This is a genomic window from Streptomyces sp. 5K101 (assembly GCF_046506645.1).
Lineage (GTDB): Bacteria > Actinomycetota > Actinomycetes > Streptomycetales > Streptomycetaceae > Streptomyces.
The window spans coordinates 342228-357501 of the sequence record NZ_JBKFFO010000001.1 but is presented as its reverse complement, the minus strand read 5'-3'; the positions used below and the strand labels follow the sequence as shown (position 1 = coordinate 357501).

Genomic DNA, 15274 nt, shown 5'->3' with positions numbered 1-15274 from the left:
CGTGCCCGGCCCCGGCCGTCGGCCGGACCAGCGGGCGTGCTCGGCTCCGCCGTCAGGAACCGCTCGCGCGGTTCCGCTCCGGCGGCGCCCGCCGACCGGCCGCGGCCGGGGCGGACCGTCCTCGTTCCCGCGGACAGCCCACGGACGGTCCGTCCGCCCCGGCATCCGGCCGTCAGCCCGGGACGAGCACGTCCGCCAGCAGCGACGCCGTCAGCGCCGCTCCGTTCACCGTGAGCACCGACTCCGGATGGAACTGCAGGCCCGCGAAGCCGGGGCCGCGCAGCGCGTGGATGTCCCCGCTCGTTGCGTCCCGGCTCAGCTCGATCCCGTTCGTGGCCAGCCGCGCCGCCGTCGCCTCGTCGCAGCGCGCGGTGAAGCTGTTGTAGAAGCCGACCGTCTCAGCCCGTCCGAAGAAGTCGATCCGCTCCTGAGCACCCTGGTACGGCTCGTCCCTGCGGACGATGTCCAGGCCCAGCTCCGCGGCCATCAGCTCGTGCCCGAGGCACACCCCCAGCACCCCGTGCCGGTGGTGCCCGCGCAGCAGGTCGGCGGCGAGCCCCCGCAGCAGCCGCATCTTCGGGTCGTCCGGGTCGGCGGGATCACCGGGGCCCGGCCCCAGCACCACCGGCCCCCGGTGACCCGCCACCCGCTCCCGCAGCCCCGGCTCGTCGTACCGGCGCACCGACACCTCGAGGCCCGACGAACGCAGCAGATGCGCCAGCATCGACGTGAACGTGTCCTCGCCGTCGACGACCAGGGCATGCCCGGACAGCCGCGCGCTCTGCTTCTGCATCCGCAGCCAGAACGGCGCCAGGTCCGCCCGCCGCGCGTCCAGCGCCGCCCGTACGCGCGGATCGTCGGCGAGCCGGGGCCGCGCGGCCGGCGCCTCGGCGCGCCCCGGCACCGCCCCCAGGGCCGCCAGCACGGCCGCCGCCTTGGCGTGCGTCTCGGCCACCTCGCCCAACGGGTCCGAATGCCGCACCAGCGTGGCCCCGACCGGGACCCGCAGGGCCCCCTCCGCGTCGATGTCGGCGGTGCGGATCAGGATCGGCGAGTCGAGGGTCTGCGCGCCCGTCGCGTCCCGGCCGATCAGCGCCAGCGCGCCGGCGTAGTACCCGCGGCCGCCCACCTCGTGGCGCTCGATGACCCGGCACGCGTTCTGCACCGGCGAACCGGTGACCGTCGCCGCGAACATCGTCTCCTTCAGCACCTCGCGCACATCGAGGGACGAACGCCCCCGCAACTCGTACTCGGTATGGGCGAGATGCGCCATCTCCTTGAGCCGCGGACCCACGACCACACCGCCCATGTCGCCGACGGTGCACATCATCTTCAACTCCTCGTCGACGACCATCGACAGCTCCTCGCGCTCCTTGCGGTCGTCGAGGAAGCCGAGCAGCGCCTCGGCGCTCGGGCCCTCGGGCGGATACCGGAACGTGCCGCTGATCGGGTTCATCACGACCGTGCCGCCACTCATCCGCACATGCACCTCGGGGCTCGCGCCCACCAGGGTCCGGGAGCCGGTGTGGACGACGAACGTCCAGTACGCGCCCCGCTCGCCGGCCAGCAGACGCCGGAACAGGGCCAGGGCGTCGGCGCGCGAGAAGTCGGGGATCCGGCCGGTGAAGGTGCGGCGGATCACGAAGTTCGCGCCCTCGCCCTGCCCGATCTCGTCCTCGATCACGCGGCGCACGATGGCGGCGTACTCGTCGTCGCCGACGTCGAAGGCTCCGCCCTCGACCCGTACGGAGTGCACGGGGAGCGCCGCGAGGACCTCGTCCAGCGCGAGCTCGTGGCTCTCGTCGGCGACCAGCACCGCGAGTGGCGTCCCGTCGTCGCGTACGCCGAAGCCGCGCTCCGCGATCTGCCGGAAGGGGACCAGCGCGAGTGCGGGGCGCTCGCCGGCGGGGAGAGCGGCGAGGCGCTCGACGTCGTGGACGTCCCCGATCAGCACCTCGACGGCGCCGTGGTCACGTCCGGGCGTACGGCGGTGCAGCAGGGCGAACGGCGGGCAGTCGTCGTCCAGGAGCCGGCTGATGAGGCGGTCGGTCATGCGGGGTGTTCCTTCCGGGTGGGAGAGGAACGGCCGCTGGTCCGCAAATGCCGAAGGCCGCCCCTCGGGCGGCCTTCTCGATCCGGTGCTGCGCGCGATCAGGAGGTGGGCCGCCGATGTGCGGTCCACCACCAGTTCTGGATCTGCTGCGCGAACATGACGCCGACCCTAACGCATCCGCCCGCGGCGCCGCGGCACGTCCCACGATGAGGACGGCCGCAACGCCGCGGGCGGGGTGCCTGCGGATGCCGGACGGGTCAGACCAGCAGGTTGTAGATCTGCCAGCCGTTGCCGACCGCCGAACGGGCGGCGAACGGAGCGGCCGGGTCGCCGGTGCCCCGGTAGAACCACAGGGCGCCGGAGGGCTCACGGCCCACCATGTCGGCGATGCCGTCCTTGTTCAAGTCCCCGGTGGCGTTGAGCGTGTTGAACATGTTCCAGCCGCCGCCGACCTTGACGCGTGCCGCGAACGGAGCGGCCGCGTTGCCCGTGCCCTTGTAGAACCACAGGTAACCGGACTTGTCCCGGCCGACCGCGTCGGCCTTGCCGTCCATGTTCAGGTCGCCGGTGGCGATGAGCAGGCTGTAGGTCTGCCAGCCGTCGCCCACCTTGGTGCGAGGGGCGAAGGGAGCGGACGGCGTGCCGGTGCCCTTGTAGAACCACAGGGCGCCGGAGGGCTCACGGGCCACCATGTCGCTGATGGTGTCACCGTCGAGGTCCTGCGACCCGACGAGCATGTTGAACATGTTCCAGCCGGGTCCCACCTTGATACGGGCCTGGAAGGGCTGGTTCTTGTTGCCGCTGCCCTTGTAGTACCAGAGGTAACCGGAGCTGTCCCTGGCGACCATGTCACCGGTGCCGTCGGCGCGGAGCGGCCCGAGGTCGGTGATCGCGTTGTAGCCCTGCCAGCCGCCGCCGATCCGGTAGCGGGCGTAGAAGGGCGGCGAGGTGCTGCCGGTGCCCTGGTACTGGTACAGCGAGCCGCCGGAGTCACGGCCCAGCACGTTGAAGCGGGTGGTGCCGGCGTCGGGAGCGGTGGGCGTGGCCTCGCTGACCTCGGTCGACTTCACCCAGGCCAGGCGGTGGTTGTAGCGGATCGGGATGTAGACGTCCGTCTTGCCTTCGACCCGGACCTGGGCGGAACCGAAGTAGTCGTCCCCGAGGACGGCGTCACCGGCCTTCGCGTAGGCCTGACCGGTCGCAACCGTGTACTTCGACAGGTAGTTGGGGTTGTCCGTCGGGGCGGACTGCCCGGTGCCCTCGTAGGCCGACGCCTCCGGGAAGGACCGCCCGTACAGCTTCGCTCCGGTCACGGGCTTCACGAGCGTGCCACCGGTGACGGGCGCGGTGTACTGGCCGCCCGGGTTCCGGAACCACGCCTTCTTCCCCGCGTACCAGATCGCCGTCCAGTCGTTGCGGGCCTCGGCGACGACGTAGGTGCCGCCGGCGACGACCTTGTTGCCCCAGTTCGGTCCCTCGGACCAGAGGTACGTGGGGAAGTAGGGGTCGGTGATCGTGGCCGACGAGGTGGACGGCTGCGTGTAGAGGTAGAGGAAGTTCGACGGGCGGGGGTCGACGGGCTTGGACGCGCCGCCGTAGGTCAGCGTGGGCTGGTTCGCCGTGGTGAAGGGCGGCACCACGCGGACCAGCTGCCCGGCCTTGAGCGGGCCGCCCGCGCCGCCGGCACCGGTGGGGGCGCCGATCAGCGACATGTAGTGGTTCCAGTCCCAGTACGGACCGGCGTCCCAGTGCATGCCCGCGACCTTGGCGTCCAGCTGTCCCGGAACCTCGTCGTGGCCGATGATGTGCTCACGGTCGAGCGGGATGCCGTACTTGGCCGCCAGGAACTTCACCAGGGTCGCGGAGGACTCGTACTGGGGCTCGGTGTACCAGCTGCCCGCCTTGATGGCGTAGCCCTCGTGCTCGATGCCGATGTCGTGCATGTTCGCGGTCCAGTTGCCCGCGTGCCAGGCGATGTTCTTGTTCTCGACCATCTGGGTGACCAGACCGTCCGAGGCGCGGATCAGGTAGTGCGCGCTGCCCCGTGCCGTGGAGCTCTGGAAGGCGGCGATGGTGCCCTGGTAGCTGCCCTCGGTGTCGTGGACGACGATCCGGCGGACGTCGAAGCCGTTGGCCGGGCGGTTCGCCAGCGTGTAGTTGCGCTGGCCGGTGCTCGGAACCTCGGCCGGGATGTAGTTGCAGTCCAGGTTGGTCGGGCACTCCGGCGTCGGAGTCGCCGTCGTGCTGACGGTCGTCGCCAACGGCAGCTTCGACGGCTTGACCGGGTTCACGGTCGGGTCGGCCGGCAGCGTGACCTGCTCGCCGTCCGCCGTGAGCCTGTGCTCACCCTTCCGGATCGACTCGAAGACGCGCTTCGCGAAAAGGTTGGCGCCCTTCTTGTCGGGCGACTGGCTGTAGCGCGCCACGGCCGCGTACCACTGGTCGGCCTCCTCGGGCAGGTCGCCCGTGGCTTCCTTCTGGTACTCGGCGAGCAGCGCGGCACCCGCGCGGATGCTCGTGCCCGGGTCCGTCTTCACGGACTCCTCGGAGCTGTCGATCAGCTCGGCGGCCTCGTCCAGCGTGTGCAGACGGGGGTCGTCGGTGTCGACCGTCTCCTTCGGCAGGGCCGCCAGCGCCTTGGCGGCGTCGAAGGTCTTCTCGATCTCCGGGTTGCCGCTCGCGTTCAGGTGCGCCAAGCGCTCCTTGTCCTCGTGCTGCTCGACGTCCTCCGGCTGCACGCTGGTCAGACCCATCACGTTGTACGCGCCGGTGACGCTCGGCTCGCCGCGGTGCGACTCCCAGCGCGTCTGCCGGTACGAGACCGCCATCAGCACGCTCTGGGGAACGTCGAACTCGCGGGCCGCTTCCGCGAACTGGTCCTGGAGCGACGCGCTCCGGGTGCCCTTGCCGTCACTCAGCCCGACGAGATCGGGCGACGCCACCGCGACCGTGCCGATCGTGGCGGTCGCGACGACAGCGGCCGCCGCACCGTAAAAGAGCCGTCTCTTCTTGCGATCCCTGCGGTGCCCTTGGCTCACGCCCCACCCCTGATGTGTTTTGTTGTGCGTTCCGTTTCGAACGCGGGCCGCAGGGTAACACCACTCGATCACATCCACGTCCCCGACGGACATTTCGGACGGGCGTCTCAGCCACTGGGCATCGGGCCGGACAGGTACGTGAACCCCGTAATGTGGTGCATGTGACCGTGAACGCTAAGACCACCGCAACCGGTGGCAACACCTGGCGAAACCTGCCCGCGGCGCAGCAGCCCGAGTACCCCGATGCCGAGGCTCTGCGCGATGTGATCGCGGACCTCGAGTCGTATCCGCCGCTCGTCTTCGCGGGCGAGTGCGACCAGCTGCGCGCCCGGATGGGAGCCGTCGCCAAGGGCGAGGCGTTCCTGCTTCAGGGTGGCGACTGCGCCGAGGCCTTCGACGCCGTGTCCGCCGACCACATCCGTAACAAGCTCAAGACGCTGCTCCAGATGGGCGCCGTGCTGACGTACGCCGCCTCCGTGCCGGTCGTCAAGGTCGGCCGGATCGCCGGGCAGTACTCCAAGCCGCGCTCCAAGCCGACCGAGACCCGCGACGGCGTGACGCTGCCGACCTACCGGGGCGACTCGGTCAACGGCTTCGACTTCACCGAGGCGGCCCGGGTCCCGGACCCGGAGCGGCTCAAGCGCATGTACCAGGCGTCCGCGTCGACGCTGAACCTGGTGCGCGCCTTCACCACCGGCGGCTACGCCGACCTGCGCCAGGTGCACGCCTGGAACCAGGACTTCGTGAAGTCGTCGCCGTCGGGCCAGCGCTACGAGCAGCTCGCCCGCGAGATCGACAACGCGCTGAACTTCATGAAGGCCTGTGGCACCGACCCGGCGGAGTTCCGCACGGTCGAGTTCTACGCCTCCCACGAGGCGCTGCTGCTGGACTACGAGTCGGCGCTGACCAGGGTCGACTCCCGGACGGGCCGGCTGTACGACACGTCCGGCCACATGGTCTGGATCGGCGAGCGCACCCGCCAGCTGGACGGGGCGCACATCGAGTTCGCGTCGAGGATCCGCAACCCGATCGGCATCAAGCTCGGCCCGACGACGACGGTCGACGAGGCGCTGACGTACATCGACCGCCTGGACCCGGAGCGCGAGCCCGGCCGGCTGACGTTCATCGTCCGCATGGGCGCCGACAAGGTCCGCGACAAACTCCCCGAGCTGGTCGAGAAGGTGACCGCGTCGGGCGCGACCGTGGCCTGGGTGACCGACCCGATGCACGGCAACACCTTCGAGGCCGCCTCCGGTCACAAGACCCGCCGCTTCGACGACGTGCTCGACGAGGTCAAGGGCTTCTTCGAGGTCCACAAGGCGCTCGGCACCCACCCGGGCGGCATCCACGTCGAGCTCACCGGTGACGACGTCACCGAGTGCGTGGGCGGCGGCGACGAGATCTTCGTCGACGACCTGCACCAGCGCTACGAGACGGCGTGTGACCCGCGGCTCAACCGCAGCCAGTCCCTGGATCTGGCGTTCTTGGTGGCGGAGATGTACCGCGACCAGTAGTGACGGCCCGACGACGGTGGGGCGCGGATCGATGTGATCCGCGCCCCACCGTCGTATCCCGGGCTTTTGCGACCCGGAGGCGCCGGGTAAGGTTAGGTTAGCCTCACCGATCAATCGGGACGGCGCCTTATCGACCCCGCTCGATCTCCCGGGAGGTGAACCGCGTGTACGTCTGCTCGTGCTTCGGCATCACGGAGAAGCAGGTCAAGGAACACGCGGAGGCCGGTGCCTGCACCCCCCGCCAGATCGCGTCCGTGTCCAAGGCAGGGACGGACTGCGGTTCGTGCGTGCGCCGTATCCAGGGGCTGCTCGGCCGCGGGGCGTGCCCCCGCCGCGAACTGCTGGAGAACGGCGACAGCGTCGCCGCGCTGGCCGCCGATCCGGAGTCCGGGGCCCCGCTCGCCCTCGACGAGGCGGCCTGAGCCCGCCGGACCCTCGCGCGGGGTGTGCGCGGAGCGCGGCTCAGCTGTCCGGCTGCTCGATCACCTGCGCGATGTAGAGCGCCTCACCGAGCTTCTCGACGAGCTCCAGCTGGGTGTCGAGGTAGTCGATGTGGTGCTCCTCGTCCGCGAGGATCGACTCGAAGATGTTCGCCGAGGTGATGTCGCCCTTGGCGCGCATGACCTCGATGCCCCGCCTGAGGCGGTCGATCGCCTCGACCTCGATCTGCCGGTCGGCCTGGAACATCTCGGTGACCGACTGCCCGATCCGTACGTGGAACAGCCGCTGGTAGTTCGGCAGGCCCTCCAGGAAGAGGATCCGGTCGGTGAGGACCTCGGCGTGCTTCATCTCGTCGAAGGACTCGGCGCGGGTGTACTTGGCGAGCTTCGTCCAGCCGAAGTTCTCCTGCATCTTGGCATGCAGGAAGTACTGGTTGATCGCGGTCAATTCGGCAGTCAGCTGCTCATTGAGGAACTCGATGACCTCGGGGTCGCCCTGCATCGCAGAGGCTCCTTCCGCGCGTGTGACTGGGCAGGTGCGCGCATCCTTGCACCGTGGCAGGGGGTCGTCCAGTAAGTGCCTCCTTAGTATGAGTTGCCCGAATCGGTCCAGACCTGGTCATGACCACCCCTCCCGGTCTGTCACCATTGGAGCATGGGTCAGCCGGAGAGCCGGGAATACCGCGCACCAGAGGAGTCCGAGCTTCCGCCGGGACAGCGACTGCAGCGCGGCTGGCCGGTCACCCACTACGGCCCCGTCCCCAAGTTCAAGCCGGACCGCTGGGAGTTCAGGGTCTTCGGCGCCACCGCGGACGGCGACAAGCGCTGCTGGAACCACGAGGAGTTCTCGGCGCTGCCGTTCTCCACCGTCGTCGGCGATCTGCACTGCGTGACGAAGTTCAGCATGCTGGCGGCCGAATGGGGTGGTGTGTCCGCCCGGACGATCGTGGAGCTCGCCCCGCCGGCGCCCGCCGTCACCCATGTCATGGTCTGGGCCGAGTACGGCTTCAGCGCGAATCTGCGCCTGTCGGACTTCGTCGCGGAACGCACGATCTTCGCCACGCACAAGGACGGTGAGCTGCTCACCGCCGAGCACGGCTTCCCGCTGCGGCTCGTCGTGCCGCACCTGTACGCCTGGAAGGGACCCAAGTGGGTCCGTGGCGTCGAGTACATGACCGCCGACCGCCGCGGCTTTTGGGAGGAGCGCGGCTATCACAACGTCGGCGACCCCTGGAAGGAGCAGCGCTACTCCTACCAGGAGGAACCGGGAGACGGCCCGGAGTTCTGAACCCCGGGCCGCCCGACGCCGCCGCCACCCGCGCTAGTGGTGGTACTGGTGGACCACCGCGTGTCCCTTGCCGCGGCCGATCATCCACTTGTTCGCGGGCGTCGTGACCAGGAAGGCGGCCAGGAACGCGAAGGCGAGCGCGCCCCAGAACAGTCCGTCCGCCAGATGGGCGTCCATCGCGCCGGGCACCAGCAGCAGGACGCCGTTGTCGACGATCTCCATGACGGTGATGGACAGCGTGTCGGCGGCCAGCGCCACGCCGATCGCGGTCTTCAGGCTCACGCCGGCGCGCACGACCGCCCACAGGGTGAGCGAGTAGCCGAAGAAGAACGCCAGGACGATGGCCAGCGCCATGGTGGGGGCGTTGCCCCAGCCCAGGGCCGTACCGATGATCATGCCGAGGACCTCGCCGATGGCGCATCCGGTGAGGCAGTGCAGCGTGGCCTTGGCCGCCATGGACCAGCTGACCCGGCCGCCGCCGTGGTGGGCATGAGCGTGGTCGTGCCCGTGGTGGCCCGCGTGGTCGTGCCCTGTGTGCTGCGCGTGCGTCTCGTGCTGCATGGCGATGCCCCTGGGGTATTCCTCAATGGCCCAACCGGGGGACCGTTCGGGAATCGCCGCTCGCCGGAGAACCGTCAGCGAAGCTTCTTCAGCAGCGCCACGTCCGCCGCGTGCCCCTCCTTGCCGCCCGGGGTCTCGATGATCAGCGGCACGCCCTCGGTGGCCGGATGGGCCATGAGTTCGCGGAACGGCTCCTCGCCTATGTGTCCCGCGCCAATGTTCGCGTGACGGTCCTTGTGTGCCCCCACCACATCCTTCGAATCGTTGGCGTGGATCAGCTTCAGCCGGCCCTCCCCGACCGTCGCCACGAGTTCGTCCAGTGTCCGCGCCACACCCTGCGGCGCGGCCAGATCGTGCCCCGCCGCGAAGATGTGGCAGGTGTCCAGGCAGATACCGAGCCTCGGGTGTGCGTCGAGCGCCTCGAAGTACGGACCGAAGTCCGAGGCCAGGTAGCAGAGCGACGAGCCCTGGCCCGCCGTGGACTCCAGCAGCAGGTACGGGTCGTCCTCGTGCGTCAGCTCGTCCAGCAGCGGCAGCATCCGTTCCCGCACCTGCGCCAGGGCCACCTCACGGCTGCGGCCCCCCGTCGCCGAACCCGTGTGTACGACCACACCCGGAGCGCCGATCTGCCGCGCCCGGCGCAGCGAGTGACGCAGCGAGATCACCGACTGCTCGACGGTGGCCTCGGTGTGCGAGCCGAAATTGATCAGATAGGGGGCGTGCACCCACGCCGAGAGCCCGTCCGCGGCGCACTCCGCGCGGAACTTCTCGTCCTGCGCGGGGTTCCCGACGGGTGTGGCCCAGCCCCGCGGATTGGCGACGAAGACCTGCACGGCCTCCGCCTCCAGTTCCCGCGCGTAGGCCAGGCCGGTCGTGGCCAGGCCGCCGGCCACGGGGACGTGGCCGCCGACGGGGTTGCGCATGAGCACTAGAGTCCCTTGATCTTGATGGTGATCGTGCTGCCCTCCGGGGCCTCATCGCCGCCCGCCACCGACTGGCTCTCGACCGTCTCGCCGAGGAACGGGAAGTTCTTCTGCACCTCCACCACGAAGCCCGCCGCCTCCAGATCCGCGGTGGCGTCGTCGACGCTGTCGCCCACCACGTCCGGAACCTCGATCATCCGCGGTCCCTTGGACACCGTGAGCATGATCGTGTCACCGGCGGCGAGCCGTGTGCCCTCCGGCGCGGACTGCCGCGCGACCGCACCCGCCTCGTGCGGCGAGTTGATCCGCTTGGCGGCCACCTTCACCTTGAGGCCGGCCTCCTCGAGCTCGGCGGTGGCGTCCGCCACGGAGTCCCCGGTGACGTCCGGGACGTCGATCGGCGCGCCCTTGCTGACCACGAGCGACACCGCGGTGTCCGGGCTGCGGCTGCTGCCCGGCTCCGGATCGGTGCTGATCACCGAGCCCTGGGGCACGCTGTCGTCGAACTCCCTGGTCACCACACCCGGCGCCAGGCCCACCTCGCGCAGCTCGCGCTCCGCCTCGGCGAGCGGCCTGCCGACGACCGCCGGCACCTTCACGATCTTCGGGCCGCGCGAGACGATCAGCGTCACCGAGCCGTTGCCGCGGATCCGCTCGCCGGCGGCGGGATCGCTGTTGATCACCGAGCCGCGGGGAACCGTCTCGCTGAAGTCGTGGCGGACCGCACCGGCCTCGAGACCGGCGCGGTCGAGCTGCCGACGGGCGTCCTGCTCCGTCTTGCCGATCAGCGCCGGGACCCGGGTGAACTGGCCGGAGTTGATGTACCAGACGCCCGCCCCGGTGCCGAGGACCGCGACGACGGCCAGGATCAGGGAGAGCACGCCGCGGCGGGCGAGCGAGCCCCGGGCGGGACCGGGCCTCTCCGGCCCGCGTGCGGAGGGCGGCGGCACGGTCAGCCGCGCGGTGTGGTGGACCGCGGGCTCCTCGCGGGGCAGCGCGCGGACGATCACGTCCGTGGGGGCGTCGTCCGAGGCGGTGGCCGCGGGGGCGTCCGCGCTGCTGGCCTGCGGCGGCACCGCGTCCAGCTGCTCGTCACGGAGGGCGGCACGCGCCTGGCGGGCCTGTGCCAGGAGCGTGACCGCGTCGTGCGGGCGGATGTCGGGGTTGCGGGCGGTCGCGCTCGCGACGAGTTCGTCGAGCTCGGCGGCGAGGCCGGGCACGCGGGCGGAGGGAGCGGGGACGTCCTCGTTCAGGTGCTGGTAGAGCACCTGGGCGGGGGTGTCGCCGGAGTGCGGCTTGCCGCCCGTGAGCATCTCGTACAGCACGACACCGCACGCGTACACGTCGGCGCGGGTGTCGGCCGTGCCGTACTCGATCTGCTCGGGCGCGAGATACGACACGGTGCCCAGCACGGTGCCGGAGGTGTTGGTGACCGAGCCGACCGCGCGAACCAGCCCGAAGTCGGCGACCTTGACCCGGCCGTCGTCCCCGATCAGCACGTTCTCCGGCTTCATGTCCCGGTGCACGAACCCGGCCCGGTGCGCGGCGCCGAGCGCGGCGAGCACGGGCTCCAGGATGTCGAGCGCGGCCCGCGGCTGGAGCGCGCCGCGCTCGCGCAGGACGTCGCGCAGGGTGCACCCGGCGACGTACTCCATCGCCAGATAGACGTACGCGCCCTCCGCGCCCTGGTCGAAGACCCCGACGACGTTGGGGTGCGCCAGCCGGGCCACGGACTTGGCCTCGCGGATGAACCGCTCCACGAACGTCGCGTCGGTGGCGAGATCGGGGTGCATCACCTTGAGGGCGAGGACCCGGTCGAGCCGGGTGTCGACGGCCCGGTAGACCGTGGCCATGCCACCGACGGCGATACGCGCGTCGACGCGATAGCGGCCGTCGAGCACGTGCCCGACGAGGGGGTCTGAGAGGGTCGTGTCCACCCGGCGATTCTACGAGGCGGGCGGGCGCGCTCTGCCCGGCGCGGATGCGCTTGCAGCGGGGCTGTGACGGTTGTCGTGCGCCTGCGGTGACTTTGCCCTCCCCGCCCCTTCCCGAACTGGGGGCGGTCCCCCAGGCCCCCGCCCGGCCTGACGGTGCCCGCACTGCCTGTACGGCCTGACGGCCGTGCCCGCACCGGCTCTGCGGCCTGGCGGCCGTGCGCGCGGGGTACGTGGCCCGGAGTGGGCCAGGCCTTCAGGGCGGCCGGTGTGGCCTGGCGGCTGTGCGCGCACTGGTTGTACGGCCTGGCGGCCGTGCGCGCGGGGTACGCGGCCCGCAGTCGGCCAGGGCCTCCACGGCCCGCATGGCCTGGTGGCCGTGCGGGTGCGCGGCCCGCATAGGAGCCAGCCTTCCAGGCCCGTGTGGCCTGGCGCCCGTGCCCGCACTGCCTGTACGGCCTGACCGCCGTCCCCGCGCTGGCTGTACGGCTGGCGGCCGTGCGCGCGGGGTAGGCGGCCCGGAGTGGGCCAGACCTGGCAGGCCCGTGTGCAGTGGCTCTGCGGCCGGCGGTCGGGCGTGCCTTGGCCCGGCGGCCTGCGTGGGTGCCCGGCGGCTGGTTTCGCGGAGCGAAAACAAGCCCCGCCGGCGTTTGAGGCGCGGGGTCCGGGGCGGAGCCCCGTAACGCCCGAAGGGCGTCAGGGGTCTGGGGGCTTGCCCCCAGTTCGGGAAGGGGCGGGGTGGGGGACATACCCGCGCAGCGGCTCCCGCACCGCACCCGCACCCCACGCCCTCAGAACGCCGGCCGCTCCGGGTCCAGCGACGCGCGGCCCTCCGTCGGCGACGATGCCTCCGCGAAGTGGCGGCGGGGTATGCGCCCCGCCCGGTACGCCAGGCGGCCCGCCTCCACCGCGTGCCGCATCGCCTCCGCCATCAGCACCGGCTCCTGCGCCCGCGTCACCGCCGACGCCAGCATCACCGCCGCGCACCCCAGTTCCATCGCCAGCGCCGCGTCCGACGCCGTGCCCGCGCCCGCGTCCAGGATCACCGGTACGCCCGCCTGCTCGACGATCAGCTGGAAGTTGTGCGGGTTGCGGATGCCGAGGCCGGACCCGATCGGTGAGCCCAGCGGCATGATCGCCGCGCACCCCACGTCCTCCAGCTTCCGCGCCAGCACCGGGTCGTCGTTGGTGTACGGCAGGACCGTGAAACCGTCGTCGACCAGCGTCTCGGCCGCCTCCAGCAGCGCCACGCCGTCCGGCAGCAGTGTGCGCTCGTCCGCGACGACCTCCAGCTTGATCCAGTCCGTGCCCAGCGCCTCCCGCGCGAGCCGTGCCGTCAGGACGGCCTCGCCGGCGGTGAAACAGCCGGCTGTGTTCGGCAGGACCTGGATGCCCAGCGTGGTCAGGACGGACAGAACCGACCCCTGCACGGTCGGGTCGAGACGCCGCATCGCGACCGTGGTGAGTTCCGTGCCGCTCGCGAGCAGCGAGCGCTCCAGGACGTCGAGGCTGGGCGCCCCGCCCGTACCCATGATCAGCCGCGAGGTGAACGCGGTGCCGCCGATGGTGAGACGGTCGTCGGCCATGGCGGTCAGCCTCCCTGCACGGCGGTGAGGATCTCGACCCGGTCGCCGTCGCCGAGCCGGGTGCCCGCCCACTGGCTGCGCGGGACGACGGCCTCGTTGACGGCGGCGGCCACCCCGGAGGGGGCCGTAGTGAGGGCCGCCACCACGGTGTCCAGCGTGGTGCGGTCGGCGAGCTCGCGGGTCTCGCCGTTGACGGAGACGTTCATGCGGGCTGCTCCTGTCGTACGCGTACGGCGGCCGGAAAAAACCGGTGGGGGCTGAACGGACATGCCAGCTCCGGCAGTTGACCGCTGGTGAGCGCGTCGGCGAGCACATCGCCGGTCACGGGCGTGAGCAGCACCCCGTTGCGGTAGTGGCCGGTCGCGAGCAACAGCCCCGGCAGTTCGGTGAATCCCAGCACCGGCGCGTTGTCCGGGGAGCCGGGCCGCAGCCCGGCGCGCGTCTCGGTCAGCGGCAGTTCGGTGATGCCGGGCACCAGCTCGTGCGCGTCCCGCAGCAGTTCGTACACGCCGCCGGCGGTGACGGTCGTGTCCCAGCCCAGTTCCTCGGTGGTCGCGCCGACCACCAGCTCGCCGTTCTGACGCGGCACGAGATACACGTGGCTGCCGCGTACCACCGCGCGCACGGTGCGGGACAGGAACGGCGCGTACGCACCCGGCACCGTCAGCCGCAGGACCTGGCCCTTCACCGGCCGTACGGGAGGCAGCACGTCGTCCGGCACCCCGCCGAGGCGGCCGCTCAGGCTGCCGCCCGCCAGCACCACCTGGCCGGCGGCGACCTCCGTCCCGTCGTCGAGGACCGCGCCCGCGGCGCGGTCGCGCACGATCAGCAGCCGCTCCGCCCAGGCGCGGCGGAAGTCGACCCCGGCACGCTCGCAGGCGACGACCAGCGCCGAGGCGAGCCGTCGCGGATCGACCTGGTGGTCCCCGTCGACCCGCAGACCGCCGCGGACCCCCGGCGCCAGCATGGGCTCCAGGCGGCGGCACTCGCGACCGGTGAGCCACTCCGACTCCAGGCCCGAACGGCGTTGCAGGGCGTGCAGTTCCCGCAGGTGCGCGCGGTCGTCGGCGTCGAGGGCGACGGCGAGGGTGCCGCACGCGCGGTAGCCGACCGACCGCCCGCTCGCCTCCTCCAGTTCGGCGGCGAACGCCGGGTAGCGGCGGGCCGATTCGAGGTTCAGGCCGAGCAGCGTCTGCTCGCCGTAGTGGAGTTCGGTGACGGCGGCCAGCATGCCGGCCGCGACCCGTGCGGCCCCGCCGCCGGGCTCCGGATCGGCGACGGCCACGCGCAGCCCGCGCTGCGCCGCGCGCCAGGCCGTGACCAGGCCGATGATCCCGCCCCCGACGACGAGGACGTCGGGTGCGTCTGGTGTACGAGACATGGGCGTCCAGCCCCTCCCTTCGCCGGCATGACCCGGATCAGGTTCGTACGGTCGGAGGCCGGCCAGCCTCCCTCTCAGCCCGGTGCGTCCGGGCTCCCGCGAGTGCCTTACGGTGGCCACCCTAACCCCACGCCCAGGCGCGCAGTAAGGGAGCCGCCGTCCCCCGGCGCGGGTGCGCAGGAGGGTGGAGGCAGTGGCGACATCGCTCGACGGACTGGTGCTCGCGCCGGTGGCCGACCAGGCCCCGGGCCAGGTCGGCACCCCGTACCCGGTTCCTGTACCACGAGGAGCAAGGGCGGATCTGGGCCGAGTACGCGGGCGGCGACGTGGTGCGCGGCCACCTCGTCGGCACCCGCGAGGGCGACCGGCTGGACTTCCGTTATGTCCAGTTGAAGACCGACGGCGGGACGTCCACCGGCCACTGCCTGTCCACCGTCGTCGAACTGCCAGACGGGCGCGTGCGCCTGGAGGAGACCTGGGAGTGGGAGTCGCAGGAGGGCAGCGGGACCAGCGTCGTCGAGCGGCTGCTGCCTGATGGTTCGTCAGAAGCTTAAGG

Annotated in this window: 13 protein-coding genes, 1 pseudogene and 1 riboswitch; of the genes and pseudogenes, 4 read left to right on the top strand and 10 right to left on the bottom strand. The window is 71.6% G+C overall.

Annotation, left to right across the window (positions count from 1 at the left end):
- Window positions 1-172: 172 nt before the first annotated feature.
- From ACLB9X_RS01575 to ACLB9X_RS01565, 3 genes are all read right to left on the bottom strand, one after another.
- Window positions 173-2053 (bottom strand): anthranilate synthase family protein, encoded by a 1881-nt coding sequence (locus ACLB9X_RS01575; protein ID WP_410358342.1) that lies wholly within the window; start codon window positions 2051-2053, stop codon window positions 173-175.
- 98 nt (window positions 2054-2151) lie between these two features.
- Window positions 2152-2211: a trp operon leader peptide gene (locus tag ACLB9X_RS01570; protein WP_177152834.1), complete on the bottom strand. Its 60-nt coding sequence runs from the start codon at window positions 2209-2211 to the stop codon at window positions 2152-2154.
- Between the two features lie 99 nt (window positions 2212-2310).
- A complete protein-coding gene (locus tag ACLB9X_RS01565) occupies window positions 2311-5091 on the bottom strand; it encodes an N-acetylmuramoyl-L-alanine amidase (RefSeq protein WP_410358341.1) in 2781 nt (926 codons plus the stop codon).
- A gap of 161 nt (window positions 5092-5252) precedes the next feature.
- On the opposite strand from ACLB9X_RS01565, the gene ACLB9X_RS01560 reads away from it, so the two are divergent.
- Together ACLB9X_RS01560 and ACLB9X_RS01555 are read left to right on the top strand one after the other, a co-directional pair.
- Window positions 5253-6605, top strand: coding sequence for a class II 3-deoxy-7-phosphoheptulonate synthase (locus tag ACLB9X_RS01560; protein WP_410358340.1), 1353 nt, complete (start codon window positions 5253-5255; stop codon window positions 6603-6605).
- A gap of 164 nt (window positions 6606-6769) precedes the next feature.
- Window positions 6770-7027, top strand: coding sequence for a bacterioferritin-associated ferredoxin (locus ACLB9X_RS01555; RefSeq protein WP_410358339.1), 258 nt, complete (start codon window positions 6770-6772; stop codon window positions 7025-7027).
- A 40-nt stretch (window positions 7028-7067) separates the two neighbouring features.
- Here the strand turns inward: ACLB9X_RS01555 and bfr are convergent, their stop codons facing one another.
- Window positions 7068-7547, bottom strand: coding sequence for a bacterioferritin (gene bfr / locus ACLB9X_RS01550; RefSeq protein WP_410358338.1), 480 nt, complete (start codon window positions 7545-7547; stop codon window positions 7068-7070).
- Window positions 7548-7700: 153 nt separating this feature from the next.
- Between bfr and ACLB9X_RS01545 the strand changes: the two genes are divergently transcribed.
- The gene (locus tag ACLB9X_RS01545) at window positions 7701-8333 is read left to right on the top strand and encodes a sulfite oxidase-like oxidoreductase (protein ID WP_410358337.1); all 633 of its coding nucleotides are present in this window, start codon (window positions 7701-7703) and stop codon (window positions 8331-8333) included.
- A 33-nt stretch (window positions 8334-8366) separates the two neighbouring features.
- Here ACLB9X_RS01545 and ACLB9X_RS01540 read toward each other — a convergent pair whose 3' ends face one another.
- From ACLB9X_RS01540 to thiO, 6 genes are all read right to left on the bottom strand, one after another.
- On the bottom strand, window positions 8367-8894 hold the full coding sequence (locus ACLB9X_RS01540) for a DUF4396 domain-containing protein (protein WP_410358336.1): 528 nt from the start codon (window positions 8892-8894) through the stop codon (window positions 8367-8369).
- A gap of 74 nt (window positions 8895-8968) precedes the next feature.
- Window positions 8969-9817, bottom strand: coding sequence for a deoxyribonuclease IV (locus ACLB9X_RS01535; RefSeq protein ID WP_410358335.1), 849 nt, complete (start codon window positions 9815-9817; stop codon window positions 8969-8971).
- 5 nt (window positions 9818-9822) lie between these two features.
- Window positions 9823-11754 (bottom strand): Stk1 family PASTA domain-containing Ser/Thr kinase, encoded by a 1932-nt coding sequence (pknB, locus tag ACLB9X_RS01530; protein WP_410358334.1) that lies wholly within the window; start codon window positions 11752-11754, stop codon window positions 9823-9825.
- A 788-nt stretch (window positions 11755-12542) separates the two neighbouring features.
- Entirely contained in the window at window positions 12543-13337 is a 795-nt protein-coding gene (locus ACLB9X_RS01525; RefSeq protein ID WP_410358333.1) for a thiazole synthase, read from the bottom strand.
- A 5-nt stretch (window positions 13338-13342) separates the two neighbouring features.
- Window positions 13343-13543: a sulfur carrier protein ThiS gene (gene thiS / locus ACLB9X_RS01520; protein WP_410358332.1), complete on the bottom strand. Its 201-nt coding sequence runs from the start codon at window positions 13541-13543 to the stop codon at window positions 13343-13345.
- Window positions 13540-14718 (bottom strand): glycine oxidase ThiO, encoded by a 1179-nt coding sequence (gene thiO / locus ACLB9X_RS01515; RefSeq protein ID WP_410358331.1) that lies wholly within the window; start codon window positions 14716-14718, stop codon window positions 13540-13542. The genes thiS and thiO overlap by 4 nt, the downstream gene beginning before the upstream one ends.
- Window positions 14716-14828, bottom strand: a riboswitch (TPP riboswitch). (Overlaps the previous gene by 3 nt.)
- 83 nt (window positions 14829-14911) lie before the next feature.
- On the opposite strand from thiO, the pseudogene ACLB9X_RS01510 reads away from it, so the two are divergent.
- Window positions 14912-15272, top strand: a pseudogene (locus tag ACLB9X_RS01510) (hypothetical protein).
- Window positions 15273-15274: the final 2 nt, after the last annotated feature.

What these genes read in the sequence shown, in the direction of transcription:
- ACLB9X_RS01575 (WP_410358342.1), bottom strand. Translation starts at nt 2,053, where the DNA reads ATGACCGACCGCCTCATCAGCCGGCTCCTGGACGACGACTGCCCGCCG.
- bfr (WP_410358338.1), bottom strand. Translation starts at nt 7,547, where the DNA reads ATGCAGGGCGACCCCGAGGTCATCGAGTTCCTCAATGAGCAGCTGACT.
- ACLB9X_RS01545 (WP_410358337.1), top strand. Translation starts at nt 7,701, where the DNA reads ATGGGTCAGCCGGAGAGCCGGGAATACCGCGCACCAGAGGAGTCCGAG.
- ACLB9X_RS01540 (WP_410358336.1), bottom strand. Translation starts at nt 8,894, where the DNA reads ATGCAGCACGAGACGCACGCGCAGCACACAGGGCACGACCACGCGGGC.
- ACLB9X_RS01535 (WP_410358335.1), bottom strand. Translation starts at nt 9,817, where the DNA reads ATGCGCAACCCCGTCGGCGGCCACGTCCCCGTGGCCGGCGGCCTGGCC.
- ACLB9X_RS01525 (WP_410358333.1), bottom strand. Translation starts at nt 13,337, where the DNA reads ATGGCCGACGACCGTCTCACCATCGGCGGCACCGCGTTCACCTCGCGG.
- thiS (WP_410358332.1), bottom strand. Translation starts at nt 13,543, where the DNA reads ATGAACGTCTCCGTCAACGGCGAGACCCGCGAGCTCGCCGACCGCACC.
- thiO (WP_410358331.1), bottom strand. Translation starts at nt 14,718, where the DNA reads ATGTCTCGTACACCAGACGCACCCGACGTCCTCGTCGTCGGGGGCGGG.